This is a genomic window from Streptomyces sp. NPDC006925 (assembly GCF_042869575.1).
GTDB lineage: Bacteria > Actinomycetota > Actinomycetes > Streptomycetales > Streptomycetaceae > Streptomyces.
Genome location: NZ_JBIAGB010000003.1, coordinates 248027 through 269944, shown reverse-complemented (window position 1 = coordinate 269944; position 21918 = coordinate 248027). Strand labels below are relative to the sequence as shown.

Here is a 21918-nt window from a genome sequence, read left to right as displayed (position 1 = left end):
ACGGGGGCCGCCGCGCTGTGCTCAGCCGCGGGTCACACTCCGGTGCGGGTCGGCTCCGACTCCCGCTCGCCCGGCTCCTCGCGGTGCGGCCCGGCCGCTTCGGGCTCGTCCGGGGCCTCGCTCAGCCCCACCTTGGCGTGCAGCCGCCGCAGCGGGCCCGGCGCGTACCAGGCCGAGCGTCCCAGCAGCCGCATCGCGGCGGGCACCAGCACGCCGCGCACCGCGACCGCGTCGATCAGGATGGCCAGGCCGCTGCCGAGGCCGAACATCTGGATGAAGGAGACCTTGCTGGTGGCGAAGGCGAAGAAGCTGACGGCCAGCAGCCCCGCCGCCATGGTCACGATCCGTCCGGTGCGCGAGAGGCCGCCGGTCACCGCCTCGCGGTGGTCGGCCCCGGCGTCGTGCAGCTCCTTGATGCGGCTGGTGACGAAGACCTCGTAGTCCATGGAGAGGCCGAAGACGATGCAGAACATCAGCACCGTCATGGAGGTGTCCATCGGCATCGCGGTGAAGCCCAGCAGCGAGGAGAGGTGGCCGTCCTGGAAGATCCACACCATCGCGCCGATCGAGGCGGTCAGGCTGACCGCGTTGAGCAGCAGCGCGCGCAGGGGCTGCAGGACGCTGCCGGTGAACAGGAACAGCAGGACGAAGGTGGAGCCGATCACCCAGGCCACGGCGGCGGGCAGCTTGTCGGCGATGGCGGCCTTGGAGTCGATCAGCTGTGCGTCCTGGCCGCCCACCAGCGTCCCGGTGCCGCCCGGCCCGGCCGTTCCGCGGATCTCCCGCACCAGGTCCTGTGCCGGTCCGGAGGCCGGGGTCAGGCGCGAGGTGACGGACAGCCGGTGGATGCCGTCCTGCTCGAACGCGGGGCCCGCCTTCCCGGGGCCGCGCACGGCGCGGCCCTGCGCGTAGGTGCCCGTCGCCGCCTGGACGCGGGTGACGCCCTCCAGCCGGGAGAGGCGTGCGGCGTACGCGTCCACGGCCTGCGCGTCGGCGCCGCCCCGGGTGACCACCGAGATGCCCGCCGCGTCGTTGCCCGCGAAGTCCTGCTGCAGCGCTGCGGAGACCTGGCGGCTCTCGGCGCTCTCGGGCAGCACCCGGGCGTCCGGCGTACCGAAGGTGGCGCCCAGCAGCGGGCTCGCGACCAGCAGCAGCACGGCCAGCACCGGCAGTGCGGTCAGCGCCGGCCGCCGCATCACGGTGCGGGCCATCCGGCCCCACAGCGGGGCCTCCGGCTTGCGTACCGCGTCCGCCCACGGCAGCCGGCCGTTGTTCACGCGGTGCCCGAGCACCGCCAGCAGCGCGGGGACCAGGAACAGCGCGGCGAGCGCGGCGATGGCCACCACTCCGATGCCCGCGTAGGCGAAGGAGCGCAGGAAGAACGGTGGGAAGAGCAGCAGGGCGGCGAGGGCCGCCACGACGGTCGAGGCGGAGAAGAGCACGGTACGACCCGCGGTGCGGACGGTGGTGCGGAGTGCCTGCGCCGTGTCGTCGCCGGCGCCGAGCCGCTCGCGGAAGCGGCTGACGAGCAGCAGCCCGTAGTCGATGCCCAGGCCGAGCCCCAGCGCGGTGGTGAGGTTGACCGCGAAGACCGAGACGTCCGTGACGCTGCCGAGGACGTACAGCTCCGCGAAGGTGCCCAGGATCGCCACCAGTCCGATGGCCAGCGGCAGCAGCGCGGCGACGACGCTGCCGAAGGCGAGGATGAGCAGGATCAGGGTCACGGGTACGGCGATCCCCTCGGCCACCGCGAGGTCCTCGGAGACCTGCGCGTTGACCTGCTCGTTCAGGGCGGCCCCGCCGCCCGCGCGGACCGTGACCGCGCCGCGGTCGCCGCTCCACGCTTCGGTCACCTCGGTGACCCGCTCGGTGTCGTTCTCGTCCATGTGCGCGAGGACCAGGGCCTGGGCGCCGTCGCGGGAGGTGAGCGCCGCCCCGCCGGGTGCCCAGTAGGAGGTGACCTGCGAGACGCCGGGCTCGTCGCGCAGTCCGCGGGTCAGCTTCCGCCCGGCCTGCTCGGCGGCGGGCGCGTCGAGGTCGCCGCCCTTGGCGCGGACGAGGAGGACCAGGTTGTCCTCGCCGTGGAACTTCTCGTCGATCAGCGCGGCGGCGCGCGAGGAGGGCGAGTCGGGGTCGTCGAACCCGCCGCCCTGGAGTTTGCCGAAGGCTCCGAAGCCGACGGCGGCCAGGGCCACGACGGCCAGCAGGGAGAGCAGGAGCACGGTTCGTGCTCTGCGGTAGGTCAGGTCGGCTATGCGGTCGAGCACGTCGTCCCCCGGGGAGCGCAGTGGAATGGAAGTCGGCGCCGCACCGATGTTCACGGCGTCAACATAGAGGATGCCAGGAATGTTATTCCTGTCAACATCGGGCAGGATGGAAGTATGCGAGCGAACACCGAAGCGACGGGCGGAGGAGCGGGGGGCGTCCCCGCGGCGTCCGGCAGGGCGGCGGGCGGCCGCGACAAGGGCCGGTACCACCACGGAGACCTGCGCAACGCGCTGATCCAGGCCGCCATCGAACTGGCGGCCGAGGGCGGTCCGGACGCCGTGGTGCTGCGCGCGGCCGCCCGCAAGGTCGGCGTCTCGGCCACCGCCGCCTACCGGCACTTCGACAGTCACGGGGACCTGCTGGGCGCGGTCAAGGACTACGGCCAGCAGCGCCTGGTCGCCTGCATGGAGGCGGGCGGACGCGAGGTGCACGGCGAGGGGCCGGAGGGCGCCAGGCAGCGGATGATGGCGCTGGGCCGCGGCTACATCCGCTTCGCCCGGCAGGAGCCCGGCCTCTTCCGCACGGCCTTCTGCCGCAAGGTGCTGGGCGGTGTCGGCATCACCGAGGACGGCTCCGTCATCGAGACCGACGGTGCGTCGGGGTGGGACACCCGCTCGTTCGACATGCTCACCGAGACCCTGGACGAGGCGGTCGCGGTCGGCCTGATCGCCCCCGACCGCCGGCCCGGTGCCGAACTGAGCGCCTGGGCCATGGTCCACGGCACGGCCATGCTCTTCCTCGACGGCCCCCTGGACGCACTCACCGAGGAGGAGTCCGGCTACGTCGTCGAGCGGGTGCTGCACGACGTCCTCGCCGGACTGGCCGCCTCCTGACGGGTGGCCGTGCCGCAGCCGCACGTCGGGCGGCGCGGTACCGGATCCGGGCCGGCGCCGCAGCCACTCGCGCCCGCCGCCCCACCCCCGCCGCCCCGGCCGGGTGCGTTCCCGCGGCCGTCCCGAGTCCCGTCCGCACGCCGTCACCCCTCGCACGCACGGTCGATGTACGGCGTAAGCTGTTTCGGTGCTGATGCGCGGTAAGTCCGGCGAACGGAGCATCGGCCCACCTGTACCGACGGCCGCTTCCGCAGGCCAGCGCGTGCGGCGTGTCCGAAATAGGATCTTCTGGTGCAGCGGTGTAGAAACGGAGATGTGACGGCAATGGCCATGGGCAGCACGTGGTGACCCCGGAGGAGGACGCGCACGCGAGCGCGGTGCTCTCCAAGGCCGAAGCGGAGAACTTTCCGGTGGCGCCCCGCTTCCTGCCCCGCGCCTGGCGGAACGACCTGATGGCCGTCTACGGGTACGCGCGCCTCGTCGACGACATCGGCGACGGCGACCTGGGCGCCGCCGCGCCCGCACACGCCTCCTCGCTCGGCCTGGCACCCGAAAGGGCCGACGACGCGCTCGCCATGCTCGACGCGTTCGAGACCGACGTGCACCGGGTGTTCGACGGCATGCCCTGGGGCGGTGGGACGGCACACGCGCAGCCCGCGGACCGCATCCGCTCCGCTGCACCGGGACCGGGCCACCCGCTGCTGCGCGCCCTGGTGCCCACCGTCCGGCGCCACGGCCTGACCCCCGAGCCGTTCCTCGCCCTCATCGAGGCCAACAGGCAGGACCAGAAGGTCCGCCGCTACAGCACCTACGGCGAGCTGCTCGGCTACTGCGAGTTGTCCGCCAACCCGGTGGGCCGCCTCGTCCTCGCCCTCACCGGCACCACGACACCCGAACGGGTGCGCCACTCGGACGCCGTCTGCACCGGGCTCCAGCTCATCGAGCACCTCCAGGACGTCGCCGAGGACCTGGCCCGCGACCGCATCTACCTCCCGGCCGAGGACATGGCCCGCTTCCGGGTCACCGAGGCCGACCTCGCGGCCCCGAGCGCGAACGCCTCCGTGCGTGCCCTGATCGCTTACGAGACCGAGCGGGCCCTGAACCTGCTGGACGAGGGCCCGCCGCTGGTGCGCAGCGTGCGCGGCAGGCTCCGGCTGCTGCTCGCGGGCTTCACCGGCGGCGGGCGGGCGGCCGCTGCCGCGCTGCGCTCCGCGCGCTACGACGTACTGGCAGGGGCTCCCCGGGCCGGCACCGCCGGCGTCCTGCGCGAGTCCTGGGCGAGCCTGCGAGGAGAGGGGTGACCGGAACGGTGGGAACGAACGCGAGGACCACCGGAGCGGACCCGGCAGCGGCCGGCCCGGTGCAGCACCTCCACCCGCAGGTGATCGCCGCCTACCGCTACTGCGAGGCCGTCACCGGGCAGCAGGCCCGCAACTTCGCCTACGGCATCCGGCTGCTGCCGGCGGCCAAACGGCACGCCATGTCCGCGCTGTACGCCTTCTCCCGGCGGGTGGACGACATCGGTGACGGCGACCTCTCCCCGGAGGCCAAACGGCAGCGCCTGGAGGAGACCCGGGAGGTGCTCGCGCGGATCAGGGACCGCGGGATCGCCCGGGACGACACCGACCCGGTCGCGGTCGCGCTCAGCCATGCCGCCGGGCGGTTCCCCATCCCCCTCGACGCGCTCGACGAGCTGATCGACGGCGTCCTCATGGACGTCCGCGGCGCCTCCTACGAGACGTGGGACGACCTGAAGACGTACTGCCGCTGTGTGGCGGGTGCCATCGGGCGGCTCTCGCTCGGCGTCTTCGGAACCGTCCCCGGCGCACACGAATCCGCCCGCGCCTCCGAGTACGCCGACACCCTGGGGCTCGCCCTCCAACTGACCAATATTCTCCGCGACGTACGGGAAGACGCCGAGGGCGGACGTACGTACCTGCCGGCGGAGGATCTCGAGAAATTTGGCTGTACCACGGGATTTACCACCGACACGGTGCCGCCCGGTGCCGACTTCACCGGGCTGGTCCACTTCGAGGTACGGCGCGCACGTGCGCTGTTCGCCGAGGGGTACCGGCTGCTGCCGATGCTCGACCGGCGCTCGGGCGCCTGCGTCGCGGCCATGGCCGGCATCTACCACCGCCTGCTGGACCGCATCGCGGCGGACCCCGCCGCCGTGCTGCGCGGGCGCGTCTCGCTGCCGGGGCACGAGAAGGCGTACGTGGCGGTCCGCGGCCTGTCCGGCTTCGACGCCCGGCTGGTCTCCCGCCGCACGTCCCGGTGGACCGCCTGATGCCGCTGGGCGCGGGGCTCCGGACAACCCCCGGCCCCGGTGCGGCGTCCCAGCGGATGCGGGCCGTGCCCAGTGCGCCGCGCCCGGGGGAGGAGCGTCCATGACCGCGGACGAGGTGCGGTCCGGCGCCGCGCGGCGCGCGGTGGTCCTCGGCGGCGGCCTCGCCGGGACGACGGCCGCGCTGCGGCTCGCCGAGGCCGGTGTGGAGACCACCCTGGTGGAGACCCGGCCCCGGCTGGGCGGACTCGCCTTCTCCTTCCGGCGGGACTCCGCCGCCGGGCCGCTGACGGTCGACAACGGCCAGCACGTCTACCTGCGCTGCTGCACCGCCTACCGCTGGTTCCTGGACCGGGTCGGTGCCAGCGGGCTGGCCCCGCTGCAGGAGCGGCTGGACGTGCCGGTCCTCGACATCGGCGGAACCCGGCCGCGGCTCGCACGGCTGCGCCGCGCCGCGCTGCCCGTACCGCTGCACCTGGCCGCGAGCCTGGCCGGGTACCGGCACCTCTCGGCCGCCGAACGCGGCGCGGTCGCCCGTGCGGCGCTCGCACTCAAGGGACTCGACCCGGACGACCCCGCCCTGGACGCCGTCGACTTCGGCACCTGGCTGCACCGGCACGGCCAGTCCGCGCGTGCCGTCGAAGCGCTCTGGGACCTGGTGGGGACCGCCACCCTCAACGCCCGCGCGCTGCAGGCGTCGCTGGGGCTCGCGGCGAAGGTGTTCCGGACCGGCCTGCTCTCCGAACCCGGCGCCGCGGACATCGGCTGGGCGCACGTACCGCTCGGCGACATCCACGACGACCTGGCCCGCGCGGCCCTGGACGCGGCAGGCGTGCGCACCCTGCTGCGCACCCGGGCGCGGGCCGTCGACCCCGCCCCCAGCGAGGACGGCGGCTGGCGGGTCACCGTCGAGCGGGGCGGCAGCGGAGCCGCGGAGCTGACCGCGGGCACGGTGGTCTTCGCCGTGCCCCAGCGCGAGGCATACCGGCTGCTGCCCGCCGGTGCGCTCGCCGACCCCGGGCGGCTGCTGGACATCGGGACCGCGCCCATTCTCAACGTCCACGTGGTCTACGACCGCACGGTGCTGCGCAGGCCGTTCTTCGCCGCGCTCGGCACCCCGGTCCAGTGGGTCTTCGACCGTACCGCCGCCTCCGGGCTCACCGGCGGCGGCCAGTACCTCGCGCTCTCCCAGTCGGTCGCGCACCAGGAGATCGACCTGCCGGTCGCCGCGCTCCGCGAGCGGTACCTCCCCGAACTGGAGCGGCTGCTGCCCGCGGCGGCGGGAGCCGGAGTGCGGGACTTCTTCGTCACCCGGGAGCGCACCGCCACCTTCGACCCCGCGCCCGGGGTGGGGCGGCTGCGCCCGCCGGCGCGCACCCTGGCGCCGGGCATCCAGCTCGCCGGCGCGTGGACCGCCACGGGCTGGCCCGCGACCATGGAGAGCGCGGTACGCAGTGGAGCGAACGCCGCGCGCGAGGCCCTCGCCTCACTGGGCCGTCCGCACAGCGCGCAGCCGGTCCCCGGCACCGAAGGAAGAGCCCATGAGCACCACTGACGCAGCAGATCCGGCCGGCCCGGCCGCCCGGATCCGTACAGCCGGCACGACAGCACCGCACAGAGGAGACCCTGTGACCCCGCCGAACCGACAACTCGTGAACGAGCGCGCGCAGGGAGAAGAGGCCGGGCCCGGGGACGTGAGCGCGATGCTGGAGCGGGGGCGGACACTCGCCACCCCCGAGCTGCGCGCGGCAGTCGAGCGGCTCGCCCCGCCGATGGACACCGTCGCCGCCTACCACTTCGGCTGGATCGACGCCGAGGGCCGCCCCTCCGACTCCGGGGGAGGCAAGGCGGTACGCCCGGCCCTGGCCCTGCTGTCCGCCGAGGTCACCGGAGGCGCACCGGAGACCGGCCTGCCCGGCGCGGTCGCCGTCGAACTGGTGCACAACTTCTCCCTGCTGCACGACGACCTGATGGACGGCGACGAACAGCGCCGCCACCGCGACACGGTCTGGAAGGTGCACGGCCCCGCGCAGGCCATCCTGGTCGGCGACGCGCTGTTCGCGCTGGCCGGGGAGATACTGCTGGAGCTGGGCACCCCGGAGGCCGGGCGCGCCACGCGGCGGCTGACGATGGCGACCCGGAAGCTCATCGACGGGCAGGCACAGGACATCTCCTACGAGCACCGGGACCGGGTCACGGTGGAGGAGTGCCTGGAGATGGAGGGCAACAAGACGGGAGCGCTGCTGGCGTGCGCCGCCTCCATCGGCGCGGTCCTCGGCGGCGCCGACGACCGAACGGCGGACGCGATGGAGGCCTACGGCCACCACCTCGGCCTCGCCTTCCAGGCCGTCGACGACCTGCTCGGCATCTGGGGCGATCCGCAGGCCACCGGCAAGCAGACCTGGAGCGACCTGCGGCAGCGCAAGAAGTCGCTGCCGGTGGCCGCCGCGCTCGGCTCCGAGGGGCCCGCCGCGGCGCGGCTCGCGAAACTGATGGCCGAGGACGCGAAGAAGAGCCAGGCGGAGTTCGAGGACTTCCACGAGGCCGAGTTCGCCGAGCGCGCCGCGCTGATCGAGGAGGCCGGCGGGCGCGAGTGGACCGCCCAGGAGGCCCAGCGCCAGCACGCCACGGCACTGGCGGCGCTGGACTCGGTGGAGATGCCCGGCAGGGTGCGCGACCAGTTCGCCGCACTCGCCGACTTCGTCGTCGTACGGCGGGGGTGAGCCGCCCGCCCCCGCAGCTCCGCGCACTCGGACACGTCGGAAGGAGAAGGGATGACAGCCACGACGGACGGACCCGCTGGACCCGGCGTCTCCGGAACGAAGCAGCACGAGCGCGACTCCGCCCTCCTGGACCCCGCCCGGAGCGGCGGTGCCGCCGCGGCGGCCGAGCGCGCCGCGGCCCGCGCCATGGACCATCTGCTCGCCCGCCAGGACGAGGCCGGATGGTGGAAGGGGGACCTGGAGACCAACGTCACCATGGATGCCGAGGACCTGCTGCTGCGCGAGTTCCTCGGCATCGGTGACGAGAAGACCTACACGGCCGCGGCCCGGTTCATCCGCTCCCGGCAGCACCCGGACGGGGCCTGGTCCACCTTCCACGGCGGGCCGGGCGACCTGTCCACCACCGTCGAGGGGTACGTCGCGCTCAAGCTGGCCGGTGACCACCCCGAGGCCCCCCACATGGTCCGCGCGGCGGAGTGGGTGCGCGCACGCGGCGGGGTGGCCAAGGCCAGGGTCTTCACCCGGATCTGGCTGGCGCTGTTCGGCTGGTGGCGCTGGGAGGACCTGCCGGAGCTGCCACCGGAGATCATCTACCTCCCCAAGTGGGTCCCGCTCAACATCTACGACTTCGGCTGCTGGGCCCGGCAGACCATCGTGCCCCTCACCGTCGTCTCCGCCTTCCGCCCCGTCCACCCCGCCCCCTTCGACCTGGACGAGCTGCACCGGGACCCGGCCCGCCCGCTGCCGCCCACCCCGATGGCGCCGCCGAACAGCTGGGACGGCGCCTTCCAGCGCATCGACCGGGCTCTGCACGCCTACCGCAGGGTGGCGCCCCGCCGACTGCGCCGGGCGGCGCTCAAGGACGCCTCGCGCTGGATCATCGAGCGCCAGGAGAACGACGGCTGCTGGGGCGGTATCCAGCCGCCTGCCGTCTACTCGCTGATCGCGCTGCGGCTGCTCGGCTACGACCTCGACCACCCCGTGATGCGGGCCGGACTGGAGTCGCTGGACCGCTTCGCCGTCTGGCCCGACGAGCGGACCCGGATGGTCGAGGCCTGCCAGTCCCCGGTCTGGGACACCTGTCTGGCCGCCGTCGCGCTGGCCGACGCCGGGCTGCCCCGCGACCATCCGGCGCTGGTCAAGGCCGCCGACTGGATGCTGGGCGAGCAGGTCGTCCGCCCCGGCGACTGGTCGGTGCGCCGCCCCCGGCTGACACCCGGCGGCTGGGCCTTCGAGTTCCACAACGACAACTACCCCGACACCGACGACACCGCCGAGGTCGCGCTCGCGCTGCGCCGCATCCGGCACCCCGACCCCGAGCGGGTCGAACGCGCCATCGGGCGCGCCGTGCACTGGACCCTGGGCATGCAGTCCGGCGACGGCGCCTGGGGCGCCTTCGACGTCGACAACACCAGCAGGTTTCCCAACCGGCTGCCGTTCTGCGACTTCGGCGAGGTCATCGACCCGCCGTCGGCTGATGTGACCGCGCACGTGGTGGAGATGCTGGCCGCCGAGGGCAGACAGGACGACCCGCGCACCCGCAGGGCCGTCTCCTGGCTGCTGGCGGAGCAGGAGGCCGACGGCTCCTGGTTCGGCCGCTGGGGCGTCAACTACCTCTACGGCACCGGCTCCGTCGTCCCGGCCCTGGTCGCCGCCGGGCTCCCCGCCGCACACCCCGCCGTGCGGCACGCCGTCGACTGGCTGGAGCGCGTGCAGAATCCCGACGGGGGCTGGGGCGAGGATCTGCGCTCCTACATCGACCCGGGGTGGAGCGGCACCGGCACCTCCACGGCCTCGCAGACCGGATGGGCGCTGATGTCGCTGCTGGCCGCGGGGGAGCGGGAGAGCGAGGCCGTCGAACGCGGCATCGCCTGGCTGGCCAGCACCCAGCGCGAGGACGGCTACTGGGACGAGCCGTACTTCACCGGAACCGGATTCCCCTGGGACTTCTCGATCAACTACCACCTCTACCGGATGGTCTTTCCGCTCACGGCGCTGGGCCGCTATCTGCACGGTGACGGCCTGGAGCGGGCCGTGCGGCGGGGAGCCTGATGGAGAGCCCGGCGGCCCCGGGCCCGCTGCTGCTGACGTGTGCGCTCGGCATCGAGCACCTCGCGCTGCGCCGGGGCCTGGAGCATCCGGGCGACCAGGACCCGGACGGGGGAGCCGGCGCCGAGGACGTACGGCTCGTGCGCAGCGGCATGGGGGCGCAGGCCGCACGGCGCGCCCTGGCCGGGGCGCTCGCCCGGGAGACCGTGCCCGGCGCCACCGCGGTGCTGGCCACCGGTTTCTGCGCCGGGCTGGCGCCCGGGATGCGGCCGGGCGACCTGGTGGTGGCGGCGCAGACCCGCGACACCCGGGGCCACACGCCGTGCACCGGGACCGAACTGCTGGCCGCGGCCGCGGCCCGGTACGGCACCGTCCACGTCGGCCCGCTGGTGGGCACCGACCATGTGGTGCGGGGCCGGGCCAGGGCCGTCCTGCACGAGACCGGAGCGATCGCCGCGGACATGGAGTCCGCCGCCGCCCTGGACACCGCTGCGGCGGGCATGGCCCGGCGCCCGGTTGCCGCCGTACGGGTGGTGGTGGACGCTCCCGGCCATGAACTGATCCGCATCGGGACACTGCGGGGTGGAATATCGGCATTCCGCGTGCTTCGCGGAGTCCTGCCCGCCTTTCTCGAATGGCACCGATCCCTGCTGCTCCCCTGGAGGTGAGCCAGAAATGGCCATGCCGCTCCGCCAGACGCTCCGAATCGGGACGTACCTCTTCCAGCAGAAGCTCCGCAGGCGGGAGAGATTCCCGCTCATCGTGGAGCTGGAACCGCTCTTCGCGTGCAACCTCAAGTGCGAGGGGTGTGGGAAGATCCAGCACCCCGCCGGAGTGCTCAAGCAGCGAATGCCGGTGGCCCAGGCGGTGGGGGCGGTGCTGGAGTCCGGGGCGCCGATGGTCTCCATCGCGGGCGGCGAGCCGCTGATGCACCCGCAGATCGGGGAGATCGTGCGGCAGCTGGTGGCCCGGCGCAAGTATGTCTTCCTCTGCACCAACGCCATGCTGCTGCGCAAGAAGATGGACGAGTTCACGCCCTCGCCCTATTTCGCGTTCGCCGTGCACATCGACGGGCTGCGCGAGCGGCACGACGAATCCGTCGCCAAGGAGGGCGTGTTCGACGAGGCGGTGGCCGCGATGAAGGAGGCCAAGAGCCGGGGATTCCGGGTCACCACCAACTCCACGTTCTTCAACACCGACACTCCGCAGACCGTCGTCGAGGTGCTGAACTACCTCAACGACGAGCTGCAGGTGGACGAGATGATGGTCTCGCCCGCCTACGCCTATGAGAAGGCGCCCGACCAGGAGCACTTCCTGGGTGTCGAGCAGACCAGGGAGCTGTTCAAGAAGGCGTTCGCGCAGGGCAACAGGGACCGGTGGCGGCTCAACCACAGCCCGCTCTTCCTCGATTTCCTGGAGGGCAAGGCCGACTTCGACTGCACGGCCTGGGCCATCCCCAACTACTCCCTCTTCGGCTGGCAGCGGCCCTGCTACCTGATGAGCGACGGCTATGTGCCCACCTACCGGGAGCTGGTCGAGGAGACCGACTGGGACAAGTACGGGCGCGGCAAGGACCCCCGGTGTGCGAACTGCATGGCGCACTGCGGATACGAGCCGACCGCCGTGCTGGCCACCATGGGCTCCCTCAAGGAGTCGCTGCGTGCCGCCCGCGAGGCGGCGGGCAGCAAGGCGGGGTAGGTCGGGTCTGCGCAGTCCCGTCCGCCGGGACGACGGACAGACGGGACTGCGCAGACCCGACCCGGCACCGCCGGGCGCCGCCCTCGCCCGGACCACCGGGCCGAGGGGCCGGCCAGGGGACCGATACGCCACAGCAGGGGGCCGACCATGTCGTTGCCGGAGACCGCCGGCGTGCCGCACGGGGAGCAGACCCGGCGCGGGGGCGCGGCGCGGGGACGGGAGAGCCACCGGCGGGGCGCCGCGCACGCGGGTGCGGCCCGCACGGGTGAGGGGAGTACGGCGTGACCGGCTTCGACCTGACGAAGCTGCTGGCCGAACGGAGCGGTGAGCGCTACGAACTGCACATGCGCCACCTCAACCACCAGCTTCCGCGCATGCTGCACACCCTCGGCTTCGACAAGGTCTACGACCGGGCCGAGGGCGCCTACTTCTACGACGCCGAGGACAACGCGTACCTCGACATGCTGGCCGGCTTCGGCGTCATGGGCGTGGGCCGGCACCATCCGGTCGTACGGCGGGCGCTGCACGACGTACTGGACGCACAGCTCCCCGACCTCACCCGTTTCGACTGCCAGCCGCTGCCGGGGCTGCTGGCCGAGCAGCTCCTGGCTCGCGCTCCCGGACTCGACCGGGTCTTCTTCGGCAACAGCGGTACCGAGGCGGTGGAGACGGCGCTCAAGTTCGCCCGGTACGCCACCGGCAAACCCAGGGTGCTGTACTGCGACCACGCCTTCCACGGCCTGACCACCGGCTCGCTGTCCGTCAACGGTGAGGACGGCTTCCGCGACGGATTCGCACCGCTGCTGCCCGACACCCCCGTCCCGCTGGGCGACACGGCGGCGCTGGAGCGCGAGCTGCGGAGGAAGGACGTGGCGGCGCTGGTCGTCGAGCCCATCCAGGGCAAAGGCGTGCACGCGGCGCCGCCGGGCTATCTGCGTGCCGCGCAGGAGCTGCTGCACCGCCACGGGGCGCTGCTCATCGCGGACGAGGTGCAGACCGGGCTGGGCCGCACCGGCGACTTCTTCGCCTACCAGCACGAGCCGGACGTCGACCCCGACCTGGTGTGCGTGGCCAAGTCGCTCTCGGGCGGCTACGTCCCGGTCGGCGCGACCCTCGGCAAGGAGTGGATCTTCAAGAAGGTCTACTCGTCCATGGACCGGGTGCTGGTGCACTCCGCCAGCTTCGGCTCCAACGCCCAGGCCATGGCGGCCGGGCTGGCCACCCTCGCCGTCATGGACGACGAGCGCCTCACCGAGAACGCCCGCCGCACCGGGGATCTTCTCCGCGCCCGGCTCGCGGCGCTGGTGGACAGGTACGAGCTGCTGCACGAGGTGCGCGGCCGGGGGCTGATGATCGGCATCGAGTTCGGCAGGCCCAGGTCGCTGAAGTTGCGGAGCCGCTGGACGATGCTCCAGGCGGCGCGCAAGGGGCTGTTCGCCCAGATGGTCGTCGTTCCGCTGCTGCAGAAGCACCGGATCCTCACCCAGGTCTCCGGGGACCACCTGGAAGTCATCAAACTGATCCCGCCGCTGGTGGTCGGGGAGGCCGAGGTGGACCGGTTCGTGGCCGCCTTCACCCAGGTCATGGACGACGCGCACAGCGGCGCCGGGCTCATGTGGGACTTCGGGCGCACCCTGGTCAGGCAGGCGGTGGCCAACCGCTGACGGGTGCCCGGCCGCACCCGCTCAGCGGTGCGGCGGCCGTTCCGCGGGGTGCGGCCCGGTTCTCAGGGCTCCAGCAGCCGGGACCCGAGCCGGGTGCGGGTCGCCTCGGAGAGCTGCAGCCCCTCGGTCAGGTAGGCGTCCACGCCGCCCCAGGTCTCGTCGATGGCGGCGAACGCCGCGTGGAGGTAGCCGGCCCGGGCCTCGAAGAGCGGCGCGAGCAGTTCCATGACCTCCGGCGACATTCCCGCCCGGGATTTGCCGCTGCGGTGGATCCGGTAGCGCCGGTGCGGGTGGTTGGACTGGAGGTAGTCCTCCTCCACGGCGTCCCGCTCGACGCCGAGCGCCAGCAGGGTGATGGCGATCGAGAGGCCCGCCCGGTCCTTGCCCGCCGCGCAGTGCAGCAGTGCGGGCAGGCTGTCCTCGGCGAGCGCGTGCAGGATCCGGCTGTGCTCGGCCGTCCGCTCGCGGATCATGGTGCGGTAGGAGTCGGTCATCCGCCGGGCGGCGAGGCCGTCGCCGAGGATCGCCTGGAGCTGGTCGAGTTCGCCGTCCCGCACCAGCCGCCAGAACTCTGCTCCGTCGGCCGGGTCGGAGAGCGGGAGGTTGACGTTGCGCACGCCCGGCAACTCGATGTCGGGGCCGTCGAGTGCCCGGTCGGCGGAGTTGCGGAAGTCGAAGACGGTGTGCAGCGCGAGTGCGCCCAGCGCGGTGGCGTCCTCGGGCGTCGCGTGCGCCAGGTGCCCGCTGCGGAAGAGCACGCCGGAGCGCACCCGGCGCCCGTCCGCCGTCGGCAGGCCGCCGACGTCCCGGAAGTTCCGCACCCCGGTCAGCACCGTCCCGGTGGAATCCACACTCACGCGCGCGCTCCTCGCCTCCGAGTCCTGTCGTCCGACCATACGGCATGGATGCCTGAGGCGATCAGTCCCTGCGCAGTGATCCGTGCGACGGCTGCCGCCCGCCCGCGCCCACCCCGCTCGCACCGCCGCGAGGGAGACCGTCGGGCTGCGCCGTAGGGTGGTCCGGGTGAGTGCGGAGCTGTTTCCCCGGCCCGCGGAGGAGGTCGCCGCGGGCGCCGTCCTGCTGCCCGGGCGGCTGGCGGAGAGTGCCCAGCGGGAGCTGCTGGCCGCGTGCCGGAGCTGGGCGCTGCCGCCCGCGGGGCTGCGGACGGTGCGGATGCCCGGCGGCGCCGAGATGTCGGTGCGCCAGCTGAGCCTGGGGCGGCACTGGTACCCGTACGGGTACGCGCCGACGGTGGTGGACGGGGGCGGGGAGCCCGTCAAGCCGTTCCCCGGCTGGCTGGGGGAGTGGGCCAGGGCCGCGGTGGACGCGGCTGCCGAGGCGGCCGGGGAACCGCGGTACGGCCCGGGGCCGTGCACTGTCCGGTACGACGTGGCGCTGGTGAACTTCTACGGCGCCGGTGCGCGGATGGGCATGCACCGGGACAGTGACGAGCCCTCCGACGCGCCCGTCGTCTCCTTCAGTCTGGGGGACTCCTGCGTCTTCCGCTTCGGGAACACCGAGGGACGCGGGCGGCCCTGGCGGGACGTGCCGCTCCGCAGCGGGGACGCGTTCGTCTTCGGCGGCCCGGTGCGCCGCGCGTACCACGGGGTTCCCCGCACCGAGGCCGGGTCCGCGCCGCCCGGGCTGGGCCTGCGGGGGCGGGTGAACGTCACCGTCAGGGCGTACTGACCGGCTGACGTGGACGCCCTGTCAAGCGAAAGCCAGGTGGGTTCACTCGTTGGGAGCTGGCGAACCCTGGCGAATCTCTTGTACGGGTCAGGGGGAGCCGATCCCCGGGGCTAGCGTGACCACGGCGCCGACACCTTTCTCCCGACTGTCCCGCGCTGTCTGTTCGACTTCTCACCTGCCTCAACTCTGCCGAGGAACCCATGGCCGAATCCCTGAGCCACGCGACCCTGAATGGAAGGGGAGTATCCGCTTCCGCTTCGCCCGCGGTACCCCCGGCCGCGCCGCGCGGCAAAAACGTCCCCGCACGGCGGCGGCACGGCAGGCCGCGGGCGCAGACCCGGGCCCGGGAGAACGTGGGGGACGCCGCCGTACGGCGCCGCCTGGTGCGGCTCGCGTTGCTGCCCTCGGGGGCGGTCGCGGCCACCGGAACCCTCGTCGTCGGCTGTGTGCTGGGAGCCCGCGAGGGAGCCGAACCGATCGGCGCCGGGATGTGGACCCTGCTGGTGCTCGGTGCGCTGCTCGTCGCCGCCGCCCTCGGCGGGGCCTGGCTGCTGGCCGAGGCCGAGGCGCGCGGCAGCGCCGCACGCTGCGCGGCGCTGCGACGGAACCTGGTGCGGGGGCAGGCCGAACTCCGGTCGATGCTCTGGGCGCTGCGGCACGGCGAGCGCCCCGTCACCCGCACCCGGGCCCCGGAGGCGGAACCCGTCGGCGACGCGCTGGACCTGCTCGAACACCAGGCAGCACTCGCCCAGTGCGCCGCGGAGTCCGCCCTCGTCGAGGCGGTCGTGCTGACTGCGGAGGCACGTGACGGCGGCGAGGAACGGACCGAGGTCTTCGTCGGCCTCGCCCGTCGGCTCCAGTCCCTGGTGCACCGGGAGATCGAGCTCATCGACCGGCTGGAGAACGAGATCGAGGACCCCGACCTGCTCAAGGGCGTCTTCCGGGTCGACCACGTCGCCACCCGCACCCGGCGGCACGCGGAGAACCTGGCGGTCCTCGGCGGCGCGACGGCGCACCGCCGGTGGACCCGCCCCGTCTCCCTCTCCGAGGCGCTCCGCTCCGCCGTCGCCGAGGTCGAGCACTACACGCGGGTGCAGTTGGTGCCCCCGATCGAGGGCACGGTGCACGGGCAGGCCGTCGCGGACGTCGTCCACCTGCTGGCCGAACTCATCGAGAACGCCACGGTCTTCTCCCCGCCACAGGCCCAGGTGCTGGTGCGCACCCAGCGCGTCGCCGCCGGCCTCGCGGTCGAGGTCGAGGATCGGGGGCCGGGCATGGACCCCGCCGCACAGCAGCGCCTCAACACGGTGCTCGCCGAACCCGGCCGGGCCGACGCCACCGAACTGGTGCGGGACGGCCGCATCGGCCTCTACGTCGTCGCCGCCCTCGCCCGGCGGCACGGCATCGTCGTCCAACTGCAGAACAACATCTACGGCGGCGTGCAGGCCGTCGCCGTCCTGCCGCAGCGTCTGCTGGGCCGCACCGGCGAACCCGCCCCCGACGTCCGACCGGAGAGCGCATCCGGCCGGGCCGCCGCGCCCGCAGCGCACGGTCGGCGACGCGGGCCGGTCGCGGCTGCCGCTCCGGGTACCGCAGCCGGGCCGGGAGCGGGCACGCGGCGGTCGGCCCCCGGGCCGGTGGGCGGCTCGGGCGGTGGGAACCGAACCAGGCAGGCCCCCGCCGCCGGGCCCGGGGCCCCGCCCCAGGGAGCGCGCCCGGGCGCGGACACCCGCCGCCCGCGGCCCGCCCCGGACCCGGCTCCCACGGCCGTCCCGGTCCCGGCCGGCGCCGCCGCGCGTGCGCCGGGGGCGGGCACCGCGGCGCCGGAGGGGGCCGGGGCCGCCGCGCCGACCGGCGGCCGCGACACCGCGGATCCGCGGCCGCGGGCCCGGGTGCGCGGCAAGGAGCGCGGGCCCGCCACGCCGCTGCCCTTCGCCCCGTCCGCACCGACCGAGGACCCCGCGGCCGCCCAGGGCGCGCCGGGGCTTCCTCCGTTGCCCCGGCGCGACGGTCAGGAGCGCACCGCCGCCGAGCACGATCCCGCGGTCGGGCCCCGGGACGAGGCCGGTCCCGCCGACCGGGAGAGCGAACCGGGAGGACCGGGAGGAGCGGCCGCCCCCCGGCAGGACGACCCGGCCGGCCCCGGCCGACTGCCGGACCCGGGCAGGGGAGCTGCGGAGCGGGCCGGTGGGTCGCGAAGTCCCGCCACCCGGCAAGGGCGCCACCGGGGAGCCGGGCACGGCCAGGACACGTGAGGCTCCGGCACGACGCACGACGCACGCACGAAGCCCTCCGCCTGCCGCCCCGAGGCGATGCCGCGGCACGCGGCACGGCACGACGCGCAGTGCCCGGACGATGCCGCGGCACGGCGGCTGCGCGTCGGCCCGCGCGCGGGTCCGGCACTCCGCATGAAAGAAGTTGTGCGAAAGCGTTGATAGTGATGTGACTCTGTGGTGTCTTGTGGAGTCATGAATCCGAAGCCATGGGCACGACGGAGTTTTCTGGCAACGACCGGTGGCACTCTGGCGGGCTGGGCCGCCTTCCGCGAACAGAAGGCGGCCTTCGCCGCCGCGCGGCGGAGCCCGGCCGTACGGAACGGACGGGAAGGCGGACGGGAGTGGGACGCCGATCCCACCGTCTTCCAGGTCAACCGCGAACCGGCGCGCGCGGCCCTCATCCCCTACCGCGACCGCACATCCGCCCTCAGGGGCAGGCCCGGGGACTCCCCGTACCACCGCTCGCTGAACGGCGACTGGCGCTTCCACTGGTGCGAGAACCCGCAGCAGCGCCCGGAGGGGTTCCACCGCACCGACTTCGACGACGGGGACTGGGACCAGCTGCCCGTCCCGTCCAACTGGGAGATGCACGGCTACCGGGAGCCCGTCTACCTCAACATCAAGTATCCCTGGACGGGCTACGAGCAGCCGGAGCCCCCTGACGTCCCCGCGAAGTTCAACCCGGTCGGCTCCTACCGGCGGACCTTCCGCGTGCCCCGCGGCTGGCGCGGCAGGCGCACGCTGCTCTCCTTCCAGGGGGTGAAGTCGGCCTTCTTCGTCTGGGTGAACGGCGAGCGGGTCGGCTACAGCGAGGACAGCTACACTCCGGCCGAGTTCGACATCGGCGAGCAGCTCCAGGACGGCGAGAACACCCTGGCCGTGCAGGTGTACCGCTGGTCCGACGGCAGTTGGCTGGAGGACCAGGACATGATCGACCTGTCCGGGATCTTCCGCGACGTGTACCTGTACTCGGTGCCCCGCGTCCACCTCCACGACGCCGAGGTCCGCACCGCGCTCGACGACGCGCTCACCAGCGCCGAGCTCACCGTCCGCGCCCGGATACGCGACACCACCGGCGGCACCGTCGGAAAGTACACCGTCTCCGGCGCCCTCTACGACGCGGACGGGCACCGGGTGCGGACCGGCCCCCTCACCGGCAGCGCACAGCCCCCGGCGGGCGGCATCGCCGATCTGGAGCTGACCGGCACGGTGCGCGCGCCCCGGCTGTGGTCGGCGGAGAGCCCCAGTCTCTACACGCTGGTACTGACCGTGCGGGATCCGGGCGGCGACCGCAGCGAGGTCCAACGGGTGCGCTTCGGGTTCCGCGAGGTGACGTTCGGCCCCGGCAGACTGCACCTCAACGGCCGCCCGCTGCTCTTCGCCGGCACCAACCGGCACGAGACCGATCCCGTGCACGGCCAGGCCGTGCCGGAGACGACCATGCTGCGCGACATCGAACTGATGAAGCAGCACAACATCAACGCCGTCCGCACCTCGCACTACCCCGACTCGCCCCGCTGGCTGGAGCTGTGCGACGAGTACGGCCTGTATGTCATCGGCGAGACGAACCTGGAGACCCACGGGGTCCGCGACACCGTCCCCGGCTCCCTTCCGGAGTGGACCGAGGCGTGCCTGGACCGGGCCCGCAGCATGGTCGAACGGGACAAGAACCACCCGTGCGTGGTGCTGTGGTCGCTCGGCAACGAGGCGGGCAGCGGCGAGAACTTCCGCACCATGGCCGACTGGTTCCACCGGCGCGACGCGACCCGGCCCGTGCACTACGAGGGCATGAGTTCCGTCGCCGACGTGGAGAGCCGGATGTACGCCAAACCCGACGAGGTCGAGAAATACGGCAGTTCGGGTAACACGAAGCCGTTCATGCTGTGCGAGTACGCGCACTCCATGGGCAACAGTACGGGCAACCTCCAGGAGTACTGGGACCTCTTCGAGAAGTACTCCAACCTGCACGGCGGCTTCATCTGGGACTGGGTGGACCAGACCATCCGGAAGCCGGTACCCGGCGATCCCTCCCGCACCTACCAGTCCTACGGCGGCGACTGGGTCCCCGGCTATCCGAGCGACGGCAACTTCTGCTGCAACGGCGTCGTCCGCTCCGACCGCCGGGCCAACCCCGCCATGGCCGAGGTCAAAAGGGTCTACCAGCGGGTCGCCTTCTCCGGCGGGAAGGCCGCGCGGGGCGAGGTCGGGATCGCCAACAAGTACGCGTTCACCGGCCTGGACGGCTACGAGCTGCGCTGGGAGGTCACCCGCGACGGCCAGCGCACCGGGCACGGCACCGTGCGGCCGCCCCGTACCGAACCCGGTGGGACCAGCACCCTGCGGCTGCCCCTCGAACGCCCCTCCCACCCGGTACCGGGCGCCGAGTACTGGCTGAACCTCTCGCTGGTGCTGCGGCGGCGCAGTTCCTGGGCCGAGGCCGGGCACGAGGTCGCGGGCGCGCAGTTCCCCCTCACGGAGTGGCAGGCGGCCGCCGAGGAGCCGCAGGAGACCGGACTCCCGCCCGTCGAGTACGAGGAGACGGGCGAACAGGTCACCGTCACCGGCCGGGACTTCTCCCTCACCCTCGACAAGGACCGCGGCACTCTGACCGGCTTCCGGCACCGGGGCGTGGTGCTGCTCACGGAAGGCCCGGTGCCCAACTTCTGGCGCGCGCCCACCGACAACGACCGCGGCCGCGGATTCCAGAACACCGCCGGGACGTGGAAGGAGGCGGGCGCCCACCGCACCACCGACAGCGTGCAGGTCACCCGTCAGAGCCGTGCGCAGATCGCAGTCGAGGTCCGCAGCACTCTGCCCACCTCGCCCGCGAGCAGCGCCTACACCACCGTCCTCACGGTGCGCGGCGACGGGGAGGTGCGGGTGGAGCACACTCTGGAGCCCGGCTCCGGACTGCCCGATCTGCCAATGGTCGGTGCGCTGTTCACCCTCCCCGGGGAACTCTCCTCGTTCGCCTGGTACGGCCGCGGACCGCACGAGAACTACCGGGACCGCGCGAGAGGCGCCCACGTGGGCCGCTACCGCTCCGATGTGGCGGACCGGTTCACGCCGTACGTACGCCCGCAGGAGTGCGGCAACGTCACCGGCGTGCGCTGGGGCGAGCTGACCGGAAGGCACGGCGTGGGGCTGCGGGTCACCACCGAGGACGGCGACCATCTGGAACTCAACGCCCTCCGGTACACCCCGGCCGACCTGGACGGTCCCGGCCACCCCTACGAACTCGGCCCCGGGAAGGGGACCGTGCTGGGCGTGAACCACCGCCAGATGGGAGTCGGCGGCAACGACTCCTGGGGAGCCCCGCCGCTGGAGAAGTACCTTCTTCACGCGGATCGCACCTACCGCTACGGTTACCGCCTGCGCGCGGTGCGGTGAGCCGCGCGCCGGTGCGCGTCGAGGGCCCGGCGGGCGGCCGGGTGGAAAGGGGGCGAGCGTGGCGGAACGGCGGGACGAGGTCACGGCCGCGGCGGACGGGACGCCGGTGGCGAGCTACACCTGGTGGCCGGCGGGCGAGGTGCGCGCGCTGGTCCAGATCGCGCACGGCGCCGCCGAACACGCGCTGCGCTACGAACGGTTCGCGCGCCGGCTGACCGCGAGCGGCTACGCGGTGGTCGCCTCGGACCACCGGGGTCACGGCCGCACGGCCGCCGCCACCGGCGGCTACGGAGCGGCGGGCGCCGAGGGCTGGCGGGCCACGGTCGCCGATCTCAAGGAGGTCGGCGACCGGGCCCGGTCCCGGCTGCCCTCCGGTACCCCGCTGTTCCTGCTGGGCCACAGCATGGGTTCGCAGCTCGCCCGCGACTACGCCCAGGAGTACGGCGGCGGCCTCTTTGGGCTGGTGCTGTCCGGCACGTTCCGCTCGCTGCCCGGCTGCGAGCCAGAGGCCGCCGTGCAGCGGCTGGAGCGGCAGGTCACCGAGGAGGGCAGGGACGCGCCGTCGGACTTCACCACGCTGCTCTTCGGCTCCTTCAACGACCCCTTCACGCACCGTACGGGCTTCGAGTGGCTCTCCCGCGACCCGGCCGAGGTCGAGGTCTACGTCGAGGACGAACGCTGCGGCTTCCCGTTCGGCGCGGGGCTGTCCCTGGACTGGGTGCGCGGCTCCCGCAAGATCAACGATCCGGAGCAGTTCGCCCGGATCCCGCGCGAGCTGCCGGTCCACATAGCCGTCGGCGACCACGATCCCTGCCATCAGGGGCTGACGCTGGTCCACGAGCTGCTGGAGGACTTCCGCTACCGGGGCACCCGGGATCTGAGCTGGCGCGCCTACCCGGGCGCCCGGCACGAGATCCTCAACGAGACCAACCGGGACGAGGTCGAGGCCGATCTGGTGGAGTGGTTCGACCGCCACCTGGACGCGGCCCCCGGAGCCTAGCCCCATCCTCGCGCGCCGACCTGGCGGCAACCCGGCGGGTC

General features: G+C 73.5%; 15 protein-coding genes. 13 read left to right on the top strand and 2 right to left on the bottom strand.

All coding sequences use genetic code 11. The features are described from left to right. Window positions 1–32: 32 nt before the first annotated feature. Window positions 33–2267 carry an MMPL family transporter gene (locus tag ACFYNS_RS06290; protein WP_388601434.1) on the bottom strand — a complete coding sequence of 745 codons (2235 nt, stop codon included), beginning with the start codon at window positions 2265–2267 and terminating at the stop codon, window positions 33–35. Window positions 2268–2381: 114 nt separating this feature from the next. Here ACFYNS_RS06290 and ACFYNS_RS06285 point away from each other — a divergent pair, with 114 nt between their 5' ends. The 9 genes from ACFYNS_RS06285 to ACFYNS_RS06245 all read left to right on the top strand — a co-directional run bounded on the left by ACFYNS_RS06285 (window position 2382) and on the right by ACFYNS_RS06245 (window position 13522). Further along, the gene (locus ACFYNS_RS06285; RefSeq protein ID WP_360299222.1) at window positions 2382–3101 is read left to right on the top strand and encodes a TetR/AcrR family transcriptional regulator; all 720 of its coding nucleotides are present in this window, start codon (window positions 2382–2384) and stop codon (window positions 3099–3101) included. 341 nt (window positions 3102–3442) lie between these two features. Further along, window positions 3443–4402: a squalene synthase HpnC gene (hpnC, locus tag ACFYNS_RS06280; protein ID WP_360299225.1), complete on the top strand. Its 960-nt coding sequence runs from the start codon at window positions 3443–3445 to the stop codon at window positions 4400–4402. Between the two features lie 59 nt (window positions 4403–4461). After that, complete coding sequence (gene hpnD / locus ACFYNS_RS06275; RefSeq protein WP_360299249.1) at window positions 4462–5391, top strand: presqualene diphosphate synthase HpnD; 930 nt, start codon at window positions 4462–4464, stop codon at window positions 5389–5391. Between the two features lie 100 nt (window positions 5392–5491). Beyond that, window positions 5492–6943 carry a hydroxysqualene dehydroxylase HpnE gene (gene hpnE / locus ACFYNS_RS06270; protein WP_388601134.1) on the top strand — a complete coding sequence of 484 codons (1452 nt, stop codon included), beginning with the start codon at window positions 5492–5494 and terminating at the stop codon, window positions 6941–6943. Further along, entirely contained in the window at window positions 6930–8111 is a 1182-nt protein-coding gene (locus ACFYNS_RS06265; protein WP_388601132.1) for a polyprenyl synthetase family protein, read from the top strand. Before hpnE ends, ACFYNS_RS06265 begins: the two co-directional genes overlap by 14 nt. Window positions 8112–8162: 51 nt before the next feature. Further along, on the top strand, window positions 8163–10163 hold the full coding sequence (shc, locus tag ACFYNS_RS06260; protein WP_388601129.1) for a squalene--hopene cyclase: 2001 nt from the start codon (window positions 8163–8165) through the stop codon (window positions 10161–10163). Further along, complete coding sequence (locus tag ACFYNS_RS06255; protein ID WP_360299233.1) at window positions 10163–10828, top strand: 1-hydroxy-2-methyl-2-butenyl 4-diphosphate reductase; 666 nt, start codon at window positions 10163–10165, stop codon at window positions 10826–10828. The genes shc and ACFYNS_RS06255 overlap by 1 nt, the downstream gene beginning before the upstream one ends. A gap of 7 nt (window positions 10829–10835) precedes the next feature. Next, a complete protein-coding gene (gene hpnH / locus ACFYNS_RS06250) occupies window positions 10836–11858 on the top strand; it encodes an adenosyl-hopene transferase HpnH (protein ID WP_360299236.1) in 1023 nt (340 codons plus the stop codon). A gap of 281 nt (window positions 11859–12139) precedes the next feature. Then, window positions 12140–13522 carry an aspartate aminotransferase family protein gene (locus ACFYNS_RS06245; protein ID WP_360299239.1) on the top strand — a complete coding sequence of 461 codons (1383 nt, stop codon included), beginning with the start codon at window positions 12140–12142 and terminating at the stop codon, window positions 13520–13522. Between the two features lie 62 nt (window positions 13523–13584). Here the strand turns inward: ACFYNS_RS06245 and ACFYNS_RS06240 are convergent, their stop codons facing one another. Continuing rightward, window positions 13585–14418: a tyrosine-protein phosphatase gene (locus ACFYNS_RS06240; RefSeq protein WP_388601126.1), complete on the bottom strand. Its 834-nt coding sequence runs from the start codon at window positions 14416–14418 to the stop codon at window positions 13585–13587. Window positions 14419–14545: 127 nt separating this feature from the next. Between ACFYNS_RS06240 and ACFYNS_RS06235 the strand changes: the two genes are divergently transcribed. The 4 genes from ACFYNS_RS06235 to ACFYNS_RS06220 all read left to right on the top strand — a co-directional run bounded on the left by ACFYNS_RS06235 (window position 14546) and on the right by ACFYNS_RS06220 (window position 21877). Next, window positions 14546–15211 (top strand): alpha-ketoglutarate-dependent dioxygenase AlkB family protein, encoded by a 666-nt coding sequence (locus ACFYNS_RS06235; protein WP_388601123.1) that lies wholly within the window; start codon window positions 14546–14548, stop codon window positions 15209–15211. Between the two features lie 200 nt (window positions 15212–15411). Beyond that, window positions 15412–17466: an ATP-binding protein gene (locus ACFYNS_RS06230; RefSeq protein WP_388601121.1), complete on the top strand. Its 2055-nt coding sequence runs from the start codon at window positions 15412–15414 to the stop codon at window positions 17464–17466. 213 nt (window positions 17467–17679) lie between these two features. After that, window positions 17680–20877: a glycoside hydrolase family 2 TIM barrel-domain containing protein gene (locus tag ACFYNS_RS06225; protein ID WP_388601118.1), complete on the top strand. Its 3198-nt coding sequence runs from the start codon at window positions 17680–17682 to the stop codon at window positions 20875–20877. Between the two features lie 58 nt (window positions 20878–20935). Continuing rightward, entirely contained in the window at window positions 20936–21877 is a 942-nt protein-coding gene (locus ACFYNS_RS06220; protein WP_388601115.1) for an alpha/beta fold hydrolase, read from the top strand. Window positions 21878–21918: the final 41 nt, after the last annotated feature.